We start from the raw sequence: 18,953 nt of genomic DNA on the forward strand, positions 1-18,953 counted from the left end.
CTCCGGACAGGAAGCCCCCGTCCTCGCCCTGGCCGAACGGCTGGCCGAGCAGGGGCGGAAGACGCGCCGGTTGCGGGTCTCCCACGCCTTCCACTCCCACCTGATGGAGCCGATGCTCGCCGACTTCCACACCGTGGCGGAGTCCCTGACCTACGAGCGGCCCTCGATCCCGATCGTGTCCACCGTCACCGGCTCGCCGGCCGACACCGAGTTCGGCACCGCCGAGTACTGGGTGGACCAGGTGCGGGGCGCGGTGCGGTTCGCCGACGCCGTCAGCACCCTGGCTGCCCAGGGGGTGACCCGGTTCGTGGAGTTGGGCCCGGACGCGGTGCTGACCGCGATGGCCCAGCAGACCCTCGACGAGGCCGACACCACCGTCTTCACCGCCACCATGCGGGGCGGACGGCCCGAGCCCGGCACGGTCGTCGCCGCGCTCGGTCAGCTGCACACCGCCGGCGTCCCGGTCGACTGGCAGGCCTTCTACGCCGAGACCGGCGCCACCCGCGTTGACCTGCCCACCTACGCCTTCCAGCGCGAGTTCTACTGGCTCGAACACGAGCAGGAGGGCGTGGACGCGGCGGCCATGGGCCTGGAGCGCGTCGAGCACCCGCTGCTCGGCGCCGCGATCCCGGCCCCCGACTCGGACGGGATGTCGTTCACCGGCCGGCTGTCGGTCCGTACGCATCCCTGGCTGGCCGACCACCAGGTGCTGGACAACGTGCTCTTCCCCGGCACGGGCTTCGTGGAGCTGGCGGTCGCGGCGGGAGGCCAGGTCGGCTGCGCCGTCCTGGAGGAGCTCACCCTCGCGGCGCCGCTGCTGCTGCCCGAGGGTGATCCCGGCTCACGTGATCGCGGGATGCAGGTGCAGGTCGTGGTCGGCGCCGCCGACGACACCGACCGCCGTACGGTCGCGGTCTACTCCCGCAGGGAGAACGCCCCGGCGGACGAGCCCTGGACGCTGCACGCCGAAGGCACCCTCACCGCTTCCGCGCCCACCGCGTCCACGGGCCACCTGCAGTGGCCCCCGGCCGACGCCACCCCGGTGGATGTGAGCGACGCGTACGACATCCTGCACGAACGCGGTTACGGCTACGGCCCGACGTTCCAGGGCCTGAAGACGGCGTGGCGGCGCGGCGCGGAGATCTTCACCGAGGTGGAGCTTCCGGCTCAGGCGAGGGAGGACGCCGCCGCGTTCGGCGTGCACCCGGCGCTGCTGGACGCCGCGCTGCACGGGCTGGGTCTCGTGCCTCCGGACGGCGCGGCCGATCGGGAGCAGGCGCTGCTGCCCTTCGCCTGGCGCGGGGTCGCGCTGCACGCGGCCGGAGCCGACGCGCTGCGCGTGCGGCTGACCTGGCTGAGCGACACCTCGCTGTCCATGGAGATCACCGACCGGTACGGCGTGCCCGTGGCGTCGGTCGAGTCCCTGACCCTGCGCGCGACCTCGACCGAGCAGCTTCGGGCGGCGGAACCGGGCCCGGGCGACTCGCTCTTCCAGCTGTCCTGGACGCCGATCGCCGGCGCCCCGGCGGCGCTGCCCGTGTCGTGGGCGGCCTGGGCCGATCTGGCCGACGACGCCGTGCCTCCGGAGGTGGTCGTGCTGGACGCCGGCCACGGCCGCGACGCGGCGGCGGTGCGGGCCGCGACGCACCGGGCGCTCGCCGTACTTCAGGCCTGGGCGGCCGACTCCCGGTTCGCCGGTTCCACGCTGGCCGTGACCACGCGGGGCGCCGTACCGCTGCCGGGAGAGGACTCCGTCGATCTCGCGGGCGCCGCGGTCTGGGGACTGGTGCGGTCCGCGCAGTCGGAGAACCTGGGCCGGATCCTGCTGCTGGACACCGACGACTCGGTGGACCTCGCGACGGTTCTGGCGACGGACGAGCCGCAGGTCGTCGTGCGCGACGGCGCGATGCACGCGGCGAGGCTCGCCCGGTTGCCGGCCGCCGCCGAGGACGACACGCCCGCCGGGTCCTTCGGGCCGGACGACACCGTCCTGGTCACCGGCGCGACCGGCACACTGGGGCGGCTCGTCTCCCGGCACCTGGTCACCCGGTACGGCGTGCCGCGGCTGCTGCTGACCAGCCGCCGAGGGCTCGCCGCCCCGGGGGCCGCCGAGCTACGCGACGAACTGGCCGCGCTGGGCGCCGACGTGACGGTCGCCGCCTGCGACACCGCTGACCGCGCCGCGCTCGCCGAGCTCCTGTCGGCGGTGGACGTCACCGGCGTCGTGCACATCGCCGGTGTGCTCGACGACGGCGTGATCTCCTCGCTCACCCCCGAGCGCGTGGACCACGTGCTGCGCGCCAAGGTCGACGCCGCGCTGAACCTGCACGAACTCACCGCGGGCCGGAACCTGTCGGCGTTCGTGCTGTTCTCCTCGGCCGCCGGCGTGTTCGGCAACCCCGGTCAGGGCAGCTACGCCGCCGCGAACGCCTTCCTGGACGCGCTGGCGCTCAACCGCCGGGCCGCCGGTCTGACCGCGCAGTCACAGGCCTGGGGCCTGTGGGACGACGAGGGCGGCATCGGCGGGGGGCTGACCGACGCCGACCGGCAGCGGCTCAGCCGTACCGGTGTGGAACCGCTGACGGAGGAGCAGGGCCTCGCGCTGTTCGACCTGGCCTGCGCCGGGGACGCGGCCACGGTGGTGCCGATCCGGCTCGACCTGGCCGCGGTCGCGGCCGGCAACGAGCCGCCGGCCCTGCTGCGCGGCCTCGTACGCCGACCGGCCCGGCGCGGCACGGGGAACGCGTCGGCCGCCGCCGCCCTGCGGAGCAGCCTGGCCGGTCTGTCCGAGACCGAACGCCAGGCGGCGCTGCTGGACATCGTGCGCACCCAGGCCGCTCTGGTGCTGGGGCACAGCGGCTCGCAGGCCATCGAGCCGGACCGCGCGTTCGGCGAGCTGGGCTTCGACTCGCTGTCGGCCGTCGAGTTCCGCAACGGACTGAACACGGTCACCGGGCTGCGCCTGCCGGCGACGCTGGTCTTCGACTACCCGAACGCGCTCGTGCTCGCCGCCCACCTCGACCGAGAGCTGGCGACCGATGCGGACGGTCAGAACGGCTCGGCGGACACAGAGGAACGGGTCCGCCGGATCCTGAGTGCGATTCCCCTGAGCAGGCTGCGCGACGCGGGCCTGCTGGACACCCTGCTGGAACTCGGCGGAGCCCGCGCCGAGTCCGCCGAATCGGCCGCCGATTCGGCACCCGCGGCGTCCATTGACGAAATGGACGCCGAGAGTCTGATCAATATGGCGTTCCAGGGCCTGGAATTCGACGATATGACGCAGGAATTGTGAGGTTGGCGATGAGTGACTCCGACGTCAAGCTGGTCGAGGCGCTACGGGCCTCGCTGAAGGAGACGGAACGGCTCCGCGGCGAGCACCGCAAAATCATCGCCGCCCAGCATGAGCCGATCGCCATCATCGGAATGGCGTGCCGGTATCCGGGTGGGGTGTCCTCGCCGGAGGATTTGTGGCGGCTGGTGTCCGATGGTGTGGACGCGATTTCGGATTGGCCGGCTGATCGTGGCTGGGATGTTGAGGGGTTGTTCGATCCGAGTGGGGAGCGGCCGAACACCAGTTATGTGAAGTCGGGTGGGTTCCTGCACGAGGCGGCGGAGTTCGACGCCGGGTTCTTCGGGATCTCGCCGAACGAGGCTCTGGTGATGGATCCGCAGCAGCGGTTGCTGCTGGAGACCTCCTGGGAGGCGATGGAGCGGGCCGGGATCGACCCTGGCTCGCTGCGGGGCTCGGCGACCGGGGTGTTCGCCGGGATGATGTACCACGACTACGCCGCCAATGCGAACACCGGGTCGATCGCCTCGGGCCGGGTGTCGTACGTCTTCGGGTTCGAGGGCCCGTCGGTCACGGTCGACACCGCCTGCTCCTCCTCCCTGGTAGCCCTGCACCTGGCCGGGCAGGCGCTCCGGTCCGGTGAGTGCTCGCTGGCGCTGGTCGGTGGTGTGGCGGTGATGGCCACGCCGGAGGCGATCATCGAGTTCTCCCGCCAGCGCGGACTGTCGCCCGATGGGCGGTGCCGGTCGTTCGCGGCCGGTGCCAACGGTACGGCGTGGGCTGAGGGCTGTGGTGTGCTGCTGGTGGAGCGGTTGTCGGACGCCCGGCGGCTCGGGCACCGGGTGCTCGCGGTGGTGCGGGGTACGGCGGTGAACCAGGACGGCGCGTCCAACGGTCTGACGGCGCCGAACGGTCCGTCGCAGGAGCGGGTGATCCGCCAGGCGCTGGCCAACGCGCGGTTGTCGGTGCAGGACGTCGACGTGGTCGAGGGTCACGGCACCGGTACCACTCTCGGCGACCCGATCGAGGCGCAGGCGGTGCTGGCCACCTACGGCCAGGACCGCCCGGAGGACCGGCCCCTGTGGCTCGGATCCTTCAAGTCCAACATCGGTCACGCCCAGGCGGCGGCCGGTGTCGGCGGCATCATCAAGATGGTGCAGGCGATCCGGCACGGGGTGCTGCCCAAGACCCTGCACGTGGACGAGCCGTCCCCGCACATCGAGTGGTCGGCCGGCCAGGTCCAGCTGCTGACCGAGGCGATGCCGTGGCCGGAGGTGGACCGTCCGCGTCGTGCGGGTGTGTCGTCGTTCGGGATCAGCGGCACCAACGCCCACGTCATCATCGAGCAGGCCCCCGCCGACCTCACCCCCACCGAGGCCCCCGCTCCCGCCGGCGTGGTCCCGGGTGAGGGGGAGGACCAGACCGGTGCCCCGGTGGCGTGGGTGCTGTCGGGCAAGACGCCGGACGCGCTGGCCGGGCAGGCGGCCCGGGTGCTGTCCTTCGTGCAGGAGCACCCCGGCCTGAACGTGGCCGACATCGGCTACTCGCTGGCGACGACGCGGACCTCCTTCGAGCGGCGGGCGGTGGTGACCGGTGGCGACCGCGCCACCCTGCTGGCGAGGCTCGCCGCGGTGGCCGAGACCCGCACCGCACCCGGGGTGGTGCAGGGCATCGCCCGCTCCGGTGGCAAGGTCGGCATGCTGTTCACCGGTCAGGGCGCCCAGCGGCTCGGCATGGGCCGCGAACTGCACGCGACGTTCCCGGTGTTCGCGCAGGCCTTCGACGCCGTGGTGGACGAGCTGGACGCGCATCTGGACCGGCCGCTGCGTGAGGTGATCTGGGGCGAGGACCCCGGCCTCGCCGACCAGACCGCGTACGCGCAGGCCGGGCTCTTCGCCGTCGAGGTGGCGCTGTTCCGCCTCCTGGAGTCGTGGGGGGTGCGGCCGGACTACCTGGCCGGTCACTCCGTCGGCGAGCTGGCCGCCGCGCACGTCGCCGGGATGCTGTCGCTCGCCGACGCGTGCCGCCTGGTCGCGGCGCGGGGCCGGTTGATGCAGGCCCTTCCGGCCGGTGGGGCGATGGTCGCCATCCAGGCCACCGAGGACGAGGTGACCCCCCTCCTGACCGACGGGGTGGACATCGCCGCCGTCAACGGCCCGAGCGCGCTGGTGATTTCCGGGCAGGAAGGCCCTGTGCTGGCCCTGGCCGCCCAGTTCGCCGGCCGGGGACGCAAGACCCGCCCGCTGCGGGTCTCCCACGCCTTCCACTCCCACATGATGGACCCGATGCTGGCCGACTTCGCCGAGGTGGCCGGCACGGTGTCGTTCGACGCGCCGCGGATCCCGATCGTGTCCACCGTCACGGGCGGTCTCGCCGCCGAGGAGCTGGGCACCGCGCGGTACTGGGTGGACCAGGTGCGGGGTGCGGTGCGGTTCGCCGACGCGGTGACCACCCTGGCCGGCCAGGGCGTGACCCGGTTCGTCGAGCTGGGCCCGGACGCGGTGCTGACCGCGATGGCCCAGCAGACCCTCGACGAGGCCGACACCGCCGTCTTCACCGCCACCATGCGGGCAGAGCGTCCCGAGCCCGGCACGGTCGTCGCCGCGCTCGGTCAGCTGCACACCGCCGGCGTCCCGGTCGACTGGCAGGCCTTCTACGCCGAGACCGGCGCCACCCGCGTCGACCTGCCCACCTACGCCTTCCAGCGCGAGCGCTACTGGCTCGACACCTACGACTACCTGTCGGAGTCCTGGGCGGCCGACTACGTCGGCAACCTGTCCTCCGCCGGGCTGGAGGCCGTCGAGCACCCCCTGCTGGGCGCCGTCATCCCCCTGCCCGACTCCGGGGGCCTGGTCCTCACCGGCAGGCTGTCCGTCCACACCCACCCCTGGCTGGCCGACCACCAGGTGTACGGGAACATCCTGCTGCCGGGCACCGGCTTCGTGGAGATGGCCGTCCACGCCGGGGACAAGGCCGGGTGCCCGATCCTGGAGGAGCTCACTCTCCAGGCGCCGCTGGTGCTGCCGGAGGGCGCGTACCGTGACGGCCTGGCGGTGCAGGTCGTCGTCGGGGCCGCGGACGACGCCGGCCGCCGGCCGCTGCTGGTGCGGTCCCGCCCCGACCACGACGCGGAGAACTGGACCGTACACGCCCAGGGCGTGCTGGCCGAGGGACCGGACGTCCGCGGGGAGTCGCTCGAACAGTGGCCGCCGCCGGGCGCGACGCCGATCGACGTGCAGGGCGCGTACGAGGAGCTTCTCGCCGCGGGCTACGGCTACGGCCCGACCTTCCAGGGCCTGCGGGCGGCCTGGCGGCGCGGCGAGGACCTGTTCGCCGAAGTCGCCCTGCCCGACCAGGCGCACCAGGACGCCGCCCTCTTCGGGCTCCACCCCGCGCTGCTCGACGCGTCGATGCACGCGATCCTGGTGGACGGCGACGGGCGGGGCGAGGGCGAGACGGTCCTCCCGTTCGTCTGGGGCGGCGTGTCGCTGCACGCCACCGGCGCGCCCGCGGCGCGGGTGCGCCTGGCGCCGTCCGCCACCCGGGGCCTGGCGCTGAACGTCGCCGACGCGACCGGCAGGCCCGTGCTCACGGTCGCGTCGCTGGTGTCCCGGCCGGTGTCGGTCGACCAGCTCAGCGCGACGCGGGACGTCGCCGACGAGGCGCTGTTCGGCATCGAGTGGAGCCCTCTGGCGGCGGCATCGGACGACACGAACTGGGTGGTTCTGGGCTCCGGCCCGTTCCCCGAAGGCGTACCGGTCGTCGAGAGTCTCCGGGCGCTGGCGGACGCGGCCGTCGTGCCCGGCGCCGTCGTCTGGCAGGCGCCGGACGCGCCCGCCGCGGACGTTCCGTCCGGCGTCCGGTCCGTGACCACCGCCGTGCTGGAGATCGTGCAGGAGTGGCTGGCCGAGGACCGGTTCGCCGATTCGAGGCTGGTCGTGGTCACCCGGGGCGCGGTCGCGACCGGAGAGGCCGACGACGTGGCGCTGACCCAGGCGCCCGTGTGGGGCCTGGTGCGGGCCGCGATCGCGGAGAACCCCGGCCGCTTCGCCCTGCTGGACGTCGACGACCACCCCGGCTCGCCTGACGCGGTCGCCGCGGTGGTGGCGTCGGCCGAGCCGGAGGCCGCGATCCGGGCCGGTGAGGTCCTCGTCCCCAGGTTCGTGCGGCCCACGCCGCCGGCCGAGGCGGCCGCGCCGGCGCTGGACCCCGACGGGACCGCGCTCATCACCGGCGGCACCGGCGGGCTCGGCGGCCTGCTCGCCCGCCACCTGGTCACCGCGTACGGCGTCCGCTCGCTGGTGCTCACCAGCCGGCGAGGCCCGGACGCGCCGGGCGCGGCGGAACTGCGTGACGAGCTCACCGCGCTCGGCGCCGAAGTGACCATCGCCGCGTGCGACGCCGCCGACCGCGACGCGCTGGCCGGGGTGCTGGCGGCCATCCCGGCGGAGCGTCCGCTGACCGCCGTCGTGCACGCCGCCGGCGTCGCCGACAACGGCCTCGTCGGCGCGCTCACCCCGGAGCGGCTGGCCGCCGTGCTCGCGCCGAAGGCCGACGCCGCGTGGCACCTGCACGAGCTGACCAAGGACCTGGACCTGGCCGCGTTCGTGCTGCTCTCCTCCGCGGGCGGCATGGTCCTGGCCGCCGGTCAGGGCAACTACGCCGCCGCGAACGTCTTCCTCGACGCGCTGGCCACCCACCGGCACGCCCACGGCCTGCCCGCTACGTCCATGGCGTACGGCCTGTGGGGCGTGGACGCGGGTCTCGGCGCGCTGCTGAGCGACGCCGACCTCACCCGCATGCGGCGCATGGGTTATCCCGCGCTCACCGCGGAGGACGGCCTGGCCCTCTTCGACGCGGCCCTCGCCGCGCCCGGCGCCGTACGCGTGCCGCTGCGCATCGACCCGGTTGCCCTGCGCGCCAAGCCGGAGCAGCTTCCGCACCTGCTGCGCGGTCTCGTACGGGTGCCGATCCGGCAGGCGGCCCGTTCGGGCGGCGGCGAGGCGCTGCGGCAGCGACTGGCCGGGCTGGGCGAGGCCGAGCGTTCGGCCGCGCTGCTCGACCTGGTGAGGTCCACCGTCGCGGCGGTGCTCGGCCACGCGTCGGCCGACGCGATCGAGCCGGACCGCGCGTTCCAGGAGCTCGGCTTCGACTCGCTGTCCGCGGTCGAACTGCGCAACGTGCTGGGCGAGGCCACCGGGCTGCGGTTGCCCGCGACCCTCGTCTTCGACTACCCCAGCGCGCTCGCGGTGGCCGAGCACATCGGCGAGACGCTCAGCGGCACGCGGGAGGAGACCGGCGTCGCCGTGCAGGCGCCGCTCGACGACGAGCCGATCGCGATCATCGGGATGGCCTGCCGGTACCCGGGCGGGGTGGCCTCGCCCGAGGACCTGTGGCGGCTGGTCACCGACGGCGTGGACGCGGTGGGCGAGTTCCCCGCCGACCGCGGCTGGGACGTCGAGGGCATCTACGACCCGGAGCCGGGCGTCCCCGGCAAGACGTACGCCCGCAACGGCGGGTTCCTGTACGACGCGGCGGAGTTCGACCCGGGCTTCTTCGGCATCAGCCCGAACGAAGCGGTGATGATGGATCCGCAGCAGCGGCTGCTGCTGGAGACCTCCTGGGAGGCGTTCGAGCGGGCCGGGATCGACCCGGGAGCGCTGCGGGGCAGCAAGACCGGGGTCTTCGCCGGGGTGATGTACCACGACTACGGGCAGGGCGTCGGCGTCGCCAGCAGCAGCGGCGGCAGCCTCGTCTCCGGCCGGGTGGCCTACACCCTCGGCCTGGAGGGACCGGCCCTCACCGTGGACACCGCCTGCTCGTCGTCGCTGGTGGCGCTGCACCTGGCCGGGCAGGCGCTCAAGTCGGGCGAGTGCTCCCTGGCGCTGGCCGGCGGGGTCACCGTGATGTCCGAACCGGCCATGTTCATCGAGTTCTCCCGCCAGCGGGGGCTGTCGCCGGACGGGCGGTGCCGGTCGTTCGCGGCCGGCGCCAACGGCGCCGCCTGGGCGGAAGGCGCCGGCCTGCTGCTCATGGAGCGGCTGTCGGACGCGCGGCGGCTCGGCCACCGGGTCCTCGCCGTGATCCGGGGCTCCGCGGTGAACCAGGACGGCGCGTCCAACGGGTTCACGGCGCCGAACGGCCCCTCCCAGCAGCGGGTGATCCGCCAGGCGCTGGCCAACGCCAGGCTGTCGGTGCGGGACGTGGACGTGGTCGAGGGCCACGGCACCGGGACGACGCTGGGTGACCCGATCGAGGCGCAGGCGGTGCTTGCGACCTATGGTCAGGACCGGCCGGAGGAGCGGCCGCTGTGGCTGGGGTCGCTGAAGTCCAACATCGGCCACGCCCAGGCCGCCGCCGGTGTCGGCGGGGTCATCAAGATGGTGCAGGCGATCCGGCACGCGGAGTTGCCCAAGACGCTGCACGTGGACGAGCCGTCCCCGCACGTGGAGTGGTCGGCCGGTCAGGTCCGGCTGCTGACCGAGGCCATGCCGTGGCCGGAGGTGGACCGCCCCCGCCGCGCGGCGGTGTCGTCGTTCGGGATCAGCGGCACCAACGCCCACGTCATCATCGAGCAGGCCCCCGCCGACCTGGCAGGACCGGAAGAGTTCTCCCTCGTCCCGTCCGCCGGCGCCGCCCTGCTGCAGGCCGAGGCCGGCAGCGCCTCCCCGGCGATCGCCGTGGAGGCCGATGCCCCGGTCTCGGGCGTCCCTGCTGAGATCGGGCAACCCACTGGCGCTGCCGCCGACGCGCAGCCGGGCGAGGGCGAGGTCCAGGCCGGTGCTCTGGTGGCTCCGGTGGCGTGGGTGGTGTCGGGGAAGACGGCGGATGCGCTGGCCGGTCAGGCGGCGCGGGTGCTTGCCTTCGTGCGGGACCGTCCCTCCCTCAGCGTGGCGGATGTCGGGTTGTCGCTGGCGACGACGCGGGCGTCGTTCGAGCGGCGGGCGGTGGTCACCGGTGGTGATCGGGCCGGGCTGCTGGCGGGGCTGGCCGCACTGGCGGAGGGCCGCACCGCGCCTCAGGTGGTGCAGGGTGTCGCCCGTTCCGGTGGGAAGGTCGGTGTGCTGTTCACCGGTCAGGGCGCCCAGCGCCTGGGCATGGGCTGGGAACTCCACGCGGCGTTCCCGGTGTTCGCGCAGGCCTTCGACGCGGTTGTCGCTGAGCTGGACGGGCATCTGGATCGGCCGTTGCGTGAGGTGATCTGGGGCGCCGACGCCGATCTGGTGGACCAGACGGCGTATGCGCAGGCGGGGTTGTTCGCGGTGGAGGTGGCGCTGTTCCGCCTGGTCTCCTCGTGGGGGGTGCGGCCGGACTACCTGGCCGGGCACTCGGTCGGTGAGCTGGCCGCCGCGCATGTGGCGGGGATGCTGTCGCTCGCCGACGCGTGCCGCCTGGTCGCGGCGCGGGGCCGGTTGATGCAGGCACTGCCGGCCGGTGGGGCGATGGTCGCCATCCAGGCCACCGAGGAGGAGGTGACCCCCCTCCTGACCGAGGGGGTGGACATCGCGGCCGTCAACGGCCCCCGCGCGGTGGTGATCTCCGGGCAGGAGGGTCCGGTTCTGGCCCTGGCCGAACGGCTGGCCGAGCAGGGGCGGAAGACGCGCCGGTTGCGGGTCTCCCACGCCTTCCACTCCCACCTGATGGAGCCGATGCTCGCCGACTTCGCCGAAGTGGCCGAGTCCCTGACCTACGCTCCGGCGTCGATCCCGATCGTGTCCACCGTCACCGGCGGTCTCGCCGACGACGGGTTCGGCACCGCGCAGTACTGGGTGGACCAGGTGCGGGGTGCGGTGCGGTTCGCCGACGCGGTGACCACCCTGGCCGCCCAGGGGGTGACCCGGTTCGTGGAGTTGGGCCCGGACGCGGTGCTGACCGCGATGGCCCAGCAGACCCTCGACGAGGCCGACACCGCCGTCTTCACCGCCACCATGCGGGCAGAGCGTCCCGAGCCCGGCACGGTCGTCGCCGCGCTCGGTCAGCTGCACACCGCCGGCGTCCCGGTCGACTGGCAGGCCTTCTACGCCGAGACCGGCGCCACCCGCGTCGACCTGCCCACCTACGCCTTCCAGCGTCAGCACTACTGGGTGCCGCCGAACCGCGACGGCGTGAACGCGGAGTCGGCGGGGCTCGCGACGGTCGAGCACCCGCTGCTCGGCGCCGCGATCCCCGCCCCCGACTCGGACGCGGTGGTCTTCACCGGCCGGCTGTCGGTTCGCACGCATCCCTGGCTGGCCGATCACCAGGTGTTCGGCAGTGTGCTGTTGCCGGGGACCGGTCTGGTGGAGCTGGCGCTGCACGCGGCCGAGCACACCGGGTGCACGCACGTGGAGGAGCTGACGCTGGCCGCGCCGCTGGTGCTGCCGGGCGGAGCCGCCGGGTCCGGTGAGGGCGCGGTGCAGGTGCAGGTCGTGGTCGGCGCCGCCGACGAGGACGGCCGCCGTACGGTGGCGATCTACTCACGAGGCGCACAAGCCCCGGCCGACCTGCCCTGGACACTGCACGCCGAAGGCACCCTGTCCACCAACCCGGCAGATACGAACCCGGCCGGTGCGGACCTGAGCCAGTGGCCTCCGGCCGAGGCCGGCGCGGTGGACCTCACCGACGCCTACCAGATCCTCCACGAACGCGGCTACGGCTACGGCCCGGCCTTCCAAGGACTACGCGCGGCCTGGCGACGCGGCGAGGAACTGTTCGCCGAAGTCGCCCTCCCCGACCACGAACACCAGGACGCCGCACTCTTCGGACTCCACCCCGCACTGCTCGACGCCGCCATGCACGGGCTGAGCTTCGCCGTACCCGACGAGGCGGACGACGCGGAACGCACGCTGCTGCCGTTCGCCTGGCACGGGGTCGCGCTGCACGCGGTGGGCGCGCGGGCCCTGCGGGTGCGGCTGACCTGGCTCAGCGAGAACACGCTGGCGCTGGACATCGCCGATCCGGCCGGTACGCCGGTCGCCTCGGTCGAGCGCCTGGCGCTGCGGGCGATCTCGCCCGAGCAACTGGCCGCGAGCCGCCCGGGCGGACTGGAGACGCTGCTGCGCCCGGAATGGACCGAGCTGCCCGGCACGCAGGCCGAACCGGCCACCCACGCCTGGGTGGCGCTCGGTGGCGACGGTCTCGGCCTGGGCATCCCTGTCGTGGACGACGTCGCCGCGCTGGCCGGCCTGCCGGAGGCGCCGGAGGTGGCGATCTTCCGCTGCCCCGCCCAGGACACCGGCGACGTCCTGGCCGACGTCCGCGGCGCGGCGAACGCCGTGCTGGCCGTGGTGCGGGACTGGCTCGCCGACGAGCGGCTCGTCGACTCCCGGCTGGTCGTGGTGACCTCCGACGCCGCCCCCGCCTCACCTGCCGCGCTGACCGTCGACCCGCGACCGGCACCGGTCTGGGGCGTGCTGCGGGCCGCGCAGGCGGAGAACCCGGGCCGGTTCACCATCCTCGACCTGGACGGCAGTGAGACTCCCGCGGTGGTGGCGCAGGCGGTCGCGTCGCGGGAGCCCGAGGTGATCGTGCGGAACGGCGTGGCCGGCGTGCCCCGGCTGGTGCCCGTCCCGCGGGCGGCCGAAGCGCCGGAGTCGCCGTGGCGTCCGGACCGCACCGTGCTCGTCACGGGAGGCACGGGCGGGCTCGGCAGCCTCGTCGCGCGGCATCTCGTGGTCCGGCACGGCGTACGGCACCTGCTGCTCACCAGCCGCAGCGGCCTGGCCGCCGCGGGCGCCCCCGAGCTGGTGGCCGAGCTGTCCGGGCACGGCGCGACGGTCACCGTCGCGGCCTGCGACGTCTCCGACCGCGACCAGCTGGCCGGGCTGCTCGCGGCCGTGCCCGCCGAGCACCCGCTCGGCGGCGTGGTGCACGTGGCCGGGATCGGCGACAACGGCCTGGTCGCCACGATGACGCCGGAGCGGCTGGACGGCGTGCTGCGGCCCAAGGCCGACGCCGCCTGGCACCTGCACGAGCTGACCCGCGACCTGGACCTGACGGCGTTCGCGCTGTTCTCCTCGGCCGGTGGCCAGGTTCTCGCCGCCGGTCAGGCCAGCTACGCGGCGGCCAACGTGTTCCTGGACGCCCTCGCGGTCCACCGGCACGCGAGCGGCCTGCCGGCCACCGCGATGGCGTTCGGCCTCTGGGACGTGGACACGGGGCTGAGCCAGTGGCTCAGCGACACCGACCTGCACCGGCTGCGCCGCCAGGGTCTGCCGCCGCTGACCGCCGAGGAGGGCCTGGCGCTGTTCGACGCGGCGCTGGCGTCGCCGTACCCGGCGCTCACGCCGCTGAGCCTCGACCGCGCCGCGCTCCGCTCCCGTCCCGGCGAGCCGCCGGCGCTGCTGCGCGGCCTCGCCGGTACGGGGCGGCGCCGGGCGAGCGTCGGCCAGGCCGACCCGGGCGCGTTCCGCGACCGGCTGGCCGGTCTCGGCGAGCCGGAGCGGAAGGCCGCGCTGGAGGAACTGGTGCGGGGCGTCGCCGCCGTGCTGCTCGGTCACGCCGGGGCGGCCGACGTCGACCTCGACAAGGACTTCCTGGAGTCCGGGTTCGACTCGCTGTCGGCCATGGAACTGCGCAACGGCCTCAACGCGGCCACCGGCCTGCGGCTGCCGCCGATGGTGGTGTTCGACAGCAAGACGCCGCGGGAGCTGGCGGCGTACCTGCACGACGAGATGGCGGTCACGCCGGCCGGCGCCCCCGCGGCGGGGGCGGCCGCCACGCCGACGGCGGGGGAGCGGGCGCCCGACACGCTGAGCGCCCTGTTCCGCGCCGCGATCAACGACAACCAGGTGGCGGGGGCGTTCGACCTGCTGCGCGCGGTGTCAAACCTGCGGCCGAAGTTCACCACCCCGGCGGACCTCGGCGGGCCGATCCCGGCGGTGCAACTCGCCGACGGCCCGGCGCGGCCGCGGCTGATCTGCCTGTCGACGCCGATGGTCACCGGCGGCGTGCACCAGCACGCCCGGCTCGTACGGCACCTCACCCCGCGGCACGTCTCGGCCATCCCGACGCCGGGATTCGCGGCCGGTGACAGCCTGCCCGCGACGCCGGAGGCGGGCGTGCTCGCGCTGGCCGAGGCGGTCATCGCGGCGGCGGAGGGCGAGCCGTTCGTGCTGCTCGGCTACTCCTCCGGCGGCACCCTCGCCCACGCGGCCGCCGCGTGCCTGGAGGAGCGGTACGGGATCTCGCCCAGTGGCCTGGTCCTTCTCGACACCTTCAAGCTGCACGAGGGCGCCGGGCAGGCGATCCCGATGCAGCAGCTCGCGGCCGGCCTGTTCGAAGTCGAGGAGATGTTCGGCGGCTTCGACAGCGCCCGGCTCTCCGGCATGGGCTGCTGGTTCGACATGCTGCCCGACCTCGACATCGGCACGGTGTCCGCGCCGGTGCTGTTCGCGCAGTGCACCGAGTCGTTCCTCGGCACCGAGCCCGCGGACGGGTGGCAGGCCACGTCGTGGGACGCGGCGCACACCGTGCGGCAGGTGCAGGCGAACCACTTCACCATGATCGACGAGCGCGCGCACGTCACGGCGCGGGTCGTCGACGAATGGCTGCAGTCCATTTCCAGCTGATTCGAGTCCTGATCGATTTCGAGTTCTAGCCGATTTCCAGATTTCGGGTTCCGGCTGGTCCAAGCTCTGGCTGATTCGAGGAATAACCATGGCTCTCGCGCCGAACGCGAAGGGCACCGTGCCCTTCGGTGAATACCGGACGTGGTACCGGGTGACCGGCGATCTGCGGGCGGGCGTGCCGCCGCTGGTGGTCGCGCACGGCGGCCCCGGCAGCACCCACGACTACCTGCGCAACATCGCGGAACTCGCCGGGCACGGCCGGCCGGTCGTCCACTACGACCAGCTGGGAAACGGCGGCTCGACCCGCCTGCCCGGCCGGGGCGCCGATTTCTGGACCCCCCAGCTGTTCCTGGACGAACTGGAGAATCTGCTGGGCGCGCTCGGCATCGCCGGCGACTACACGCTGCTCGGCCATTCCTGGGGCGGCGTGCTGGCCGCGCGGCACGCGGCGACGCGGCCCGCCGGCCTGCGCGGCCTGATCATCGCGAACTCCCCGGCGTCGTACCCCCTGTGGCTGGGCGAACTGGCCGTGCTGCGCCGCGCGCTCCCCCCGGAGGTCGCGGAGACGCTCACCCGGCACGAGGAGGCCGGCACCACCGACAGCGCGGAGTACGTGCGGGCCGTCAAGGTCTTCAACGACCGGCACGTCTGCCGTCTCGACCCGCTGCCCAGGGACTTCATCGCCTCCCTGATGGAGATCCACAACGACCCCGCCGTCTACTACACGATGAACGGGCCGAGTGAGTTCCACGTCAACGGCACGCTGCGCGACTACTCCGTGGTCGACTGCTGCCCCGACATCGCCGTGCCCACGCTGCTCATCTCCGGCAGGCACGACGAGGTGACTCCGGCCGCCGTCCAGCCGTTCGCCGATCTCATTCCCGACGTCCGCTGGCAGATTTTCGAGGATTCCAGCCACCTGCCGCATCTGGAGGAGCCGGAGCGTTTCCTGCGGGTCGTCCGGGAGTTCCTGGAGAACATCCCGGACCGCGGTGCGACGCCCGTGCGGGTGGGCGATTTCTAAGGGCCTGCACGAGTATTTAGGGGTATACCGGGTGACCGAATTCAATTTATCGTCAATTGCTCGCAACAAGCAGACTCAGAAGATCGGAGGAACTTCGGCATGACGCTGCTTGCTGGCAGTTCCTTGGAGGTCGGGCGATTCCGCGCCTACGGCCCTCGTCATATTGATGAGATCGGTGACCGGTACGGGCTGTCCGAGGACGCCCGCGAGGCGATCCGGCTGATCTCGCTCGTGCTGCCGTTCCGGGTCAACGACTACGTCCTGTCCCAGTTGATCGACTGGTCCCGCGTCCCCGACGACCCGATCTACCGGCTGGTGTTCCCGCAGCACGGGATGCTGTCGGACGAGCAGGAGCGGATCCTGTCCGTGCTGAGCGCCACCGGCGACCGGAGCCGCCTCCAGGAGGCCGTCCGGACCATCCGCGCGGACCTCAACCCGCATCCGTCCGGGCAGAAAGAGCTGAACGTGCCCACCCTGGGCGACGAGCCGGTCCCCGGCCTTCAGCACAAGTACCGCGAGACGGTCCTCTACTTCCCAAGCCAGGGCCAGACCTGCCACGCGTACTGCACCTACTGCTTCCGCTGGGCGCAGTTCGTCGGCGACGCCGATCTCCGCTTCGCCGCGCCGAACCCCGACCAGCTGATCACCTACCTCGGCCGGCACCCCGACGTCTCGGACGTGCTGATCACCGGCGGTGATCCGATGATCATGACGACGGAGCGGCTGCGCGGCCACATCGAGCCGCTGCTGGCCGTGGACACCGTGCGTACGATCCGTATCGGCAGCAAGTCGCCGGCCTACTGGCCCTACCGGTACACCACCGATCCCGACGCCGACGACCTGCTGCGGCTGTTCGAGCGGGTGGTGGCCTCCGGCCGGACGCTCGCGCTGATGGCGCACTACAGCCACCCCCGCGAGCTGGAGACCGACGAGGCGCGCGCCGCGCTGGCCAGGGTTCGCAGCACCGGCGCCGTGGTGTACTGCCAGGCCCCGCTCATCAAGTACGTCAACGACGACGTGGACACCTGGGCCCGGCTGTGGCGGCTGCAGTTCGCCGCCGGGGCGGTGCCGTACTACCAGTTCGTCGAGCGGGACACCGGGCCGCACGCCTACTTCCGGGTGCCGCTCGCCCGCTCGGTGGAGATCTTCCACGGGGCGTTCCGCACCCTGCCCGGCCTCGCGCGGACGGTGCGCGGACCGGTCATGTCCGCGACCCCCGGCAAGGTGATCGTGGACGGGGTCGAGGAGACCCCGCAGGGCCGCTACTTCCGGCTGCGGTTCATGCAGGCCCGCCAGCCGTCGCTGGTCGGCCGTCCGTTCCGGGCCCACTACTCGCCGACGGCCGCCTGGCTCACCGAGCTCGAACTCGACCCGGACACCCCCGACGACATCATGACCGCCATCGACGGCGGGGCGGCCCGGATCGGGCGGTGGACGAGGGAGGCGGCCCATGTCCAGTCGTGACGTCTCCCCGAACCTCGCGCTCGACCAGCTCGTCGCCCGGCGCAGAGCCGAGGGCGCCGCCATCGTGCACCTGGGCTTCGGCGAGTCCCGGCTGCCGGTCTTCCGGCCGCTGGTCTCCCGCCTGCTGGAGGGCGCGTCGCGCAACGCGTACGGACCGGTGGCCGGCTCCGCCGACGCCCGCGCGGCGGTGGCCGGCTACTTCACCCGCCGCCGCATGCCGACCGACGCCGACCAGACGGTGCTCGCGCCGGGCAGCAAACCACTGCTGATGGCGCTGCAACTGGTGCTCCCCGGGGACGTCCTGCTGGCCAGGCCGTCCTGGGTCACCTACGCGCCGCAGGCGCGGCTGGCCGGCAAGCAGGTGTTCGGGGTGCCGATCCCGGACGAGTGCGGCGGCGTGCCGGAGCCGGAGGCGCTGCGCGAGACCATCCGGTCCGCGCGCGCGTCGGGGCACAACCCCCGCATCCTGATCCTCACCACGCCGGACAACCCGACCGGCACGGTCGCCTCGCCGGCCCTCGTCCGGGAGTTGTGCGAGATCGCGGAGAGCGAGGACCTGCTGATCCTCTCCGACGAGATCTACCGCGACATCGTGCACGACCCCTGGCGCCCGGTGCTGAGCCCGGCGGAGGTCGTGCCGGACCGGACGATCGTGCTGACCGGCCTGAGCAAGAGCATCGCGCTCGGCGGCTGGCGGATCGGCGCCGCCCGGTTCCCGTCCGGCCCGTGGGGCGAGCGGATCCGCGACGAGGTGCTCGCGGTCGCCAGCGAGATCTGGTCGACCCTGGCCGGCCCGATGCAGGCCGTGGCGGAGTACGTGTTCGCGGAACCGCCCGAGGTGGTGCGCCGCATCGCCGCGGACACCCGCCTGCACGGCATCGTGGCGAACGCCGTCCACGAGATCATGGTCGGCGCGGGCGCGCTGTGCCGACCGCCGACCGGCGGTTTCTACGTCTACCCCGACTTCGAACCGCTGCGAGAGAGGCTCGACTGGCACGGCGTCACCGACTCGGCGTCCCTCCAGCGGGTGCTGCTCGACGACTTCGGGGTGGCGGTGCTCGGCGGCCACCACCTCGGCGACGACCCCGGCGCGCTGCGCTTCCGCGCGGCGACCAGCATGCTCTACGGCCAGACCGCCGAACAGCGCGAGGCCGCGCTCTACGCCGAACGGCCCCTTTCCCTGCCGCATATCCGCGACGAACTCGACCTGCTCGAGGAGAAATTGTCGGTGTTCGTATCGTCTGGGGTTACTAAGGGTGCCGCCGTGTTCCCCGCCGGTGTACGTTGAAATTCGAATCAGCCGCTAATCGATTGTGAGGAATGCCATGCCTGTCGACGGCAAGTGGGCGGTCGAAATGCAGAGCCCCATGGGCAAGCAGACCCTTTTCTTCGACCTGAAGTCGAACGGGGAGGAACTGGTCGGCGCGCTTACCGGAACCGACGAGCCCAACCCCGAGCTGCTGGAGGGCAAGGTCACCGGCAACGCCGTCACCTGGAAGCTCAAGGTGACCAAGCCCATGCCGATCAAGCTGAAGTTCACCGCCACGATCAACGACAGCGTCCTGCACGGTCAGGTCAAGCCGGGCATGTTCCCCGGTTTCCCGATCACGGGCCGCCGCCTCTGAGC

At 73.3% G+C, this 18,953-nt stretch carries 6 protein-coding genes; all 6 read left to right on the top strand.

The features are described 5' to 3' along the window. Positions 1-3,292: type I polyketide synthase (locus FED44_RS31490; RefSeq protein ID WP_138462955.1), on the top strand; the 3,292-nt coding region annotated here is incomplete at its 5' end. An 8-nt stretch (positions 3,293-3,300) separates the two neighbouring features. Continuing rightward, positions 3,301-14,838, top strand: a complete 11,538-nt coding sequence (locus FED44_RS38255; RefSeq protein WP_138462956.1) for a type I polyketide synthase — start codon at positions 3,301-3,303, stop codon at positions 14,836-14,838. 88 nt (positions 14,839-14,926) lie between these two features. Continuing rightward, on the top strand, positions 14,927-15,862 hold the full coding sequence (locus tag FED44_RS31500; protein WP_111699612.1) for a proline iminopeptidase-family hydrolase: 936 nt from the start codon (positions 14,927-14,929) through the stop codon (positions 15,860-15,862). 99 nt (positions 15,863-15,961) lie between these two features. Next, on the top strand, positions 15,962-17,326 hold the full coding sequence (locus FED44_RS31505; protein WP_111699611.1) for a KamA family radical SAM protein: 1,365 nt from the start codon (positions 15,962-15,964) through the stop codon (positions 17,324-17,326). After that, positions 17,313-18,614, top strand: coding sequence for a pyridoxal phosphate-dependent aminotransferase (locus tag FED44_RS31510; RefSeq protein WP_111699610.1), 1,302 nt, complete (start codon positions 17,313-17,315; stop codon positions 18,612-18,614). The genes FED44_RS31505 and FED44_RS31510 overlap by 14 nt, the downstream gene beginning before the upstream one ends. A 37-nt stretch (positions 18,615-18,651) precedes the next feature. Then, positions 18,652-18,951, top strand: coding sequence for a hypothetical protein (locus FED44_RS31515; protein ID WP_111699609.1), 300 nt, complete (start codon positions 18,652-18,654; stop codon positions 18,949-18,951). The last annotated feature ends 2 nt before the right edge of the window (positions 18,952-18,953 follow it).

Source organism: Microbispora triticiradicis, from assembly GCF_005864065.1.
In the GTDB taxonomy this organism is placed as follows: Bacteria; Actinomycetota; Actinomycetes; order Streptosporangiales; family Streptosporangiaceae; genus Microbispora; species Microbispora triticiradicis.

Coding starts and splice junctions, on each gene's coding strand:
- FED44_RS38255 (WP_138462956.1), top strand. CDS start 3,301: ATGAGTGACTCCGACGTCAAGCTGGTCGAGGCGCTACGGGCCTCGCTG.
- FED44_RS31505 (WP_111699611.1), top strand. CDS start 15,962: ATGACGCTGCTTGCTGGCAGTTCCTTGGAGGTCGGGCGATTCCGCGCC.
- FED44_RS31500 (WP_111699612.1), top strand. CDS start 14,927: ATGGCTCTCGCGCCGAACGCGAAGGGCACCGTGCCCTTCGGTGAATAC.
- FED44_RS31515 (WP_111699609.1), top strand. CDS start 18,652: ATGCCTGTCGACGGCAAGTGGGCGGTCGAAATGCAGAGCCCCATGGGC.
- FED44_RS31510 (WP_111699610.1), top strand. CDS start 17,313: ATGTCCAGTCGTGACGTCTCCCCGAACCTCGCGCTCGACCAGCTCGTC.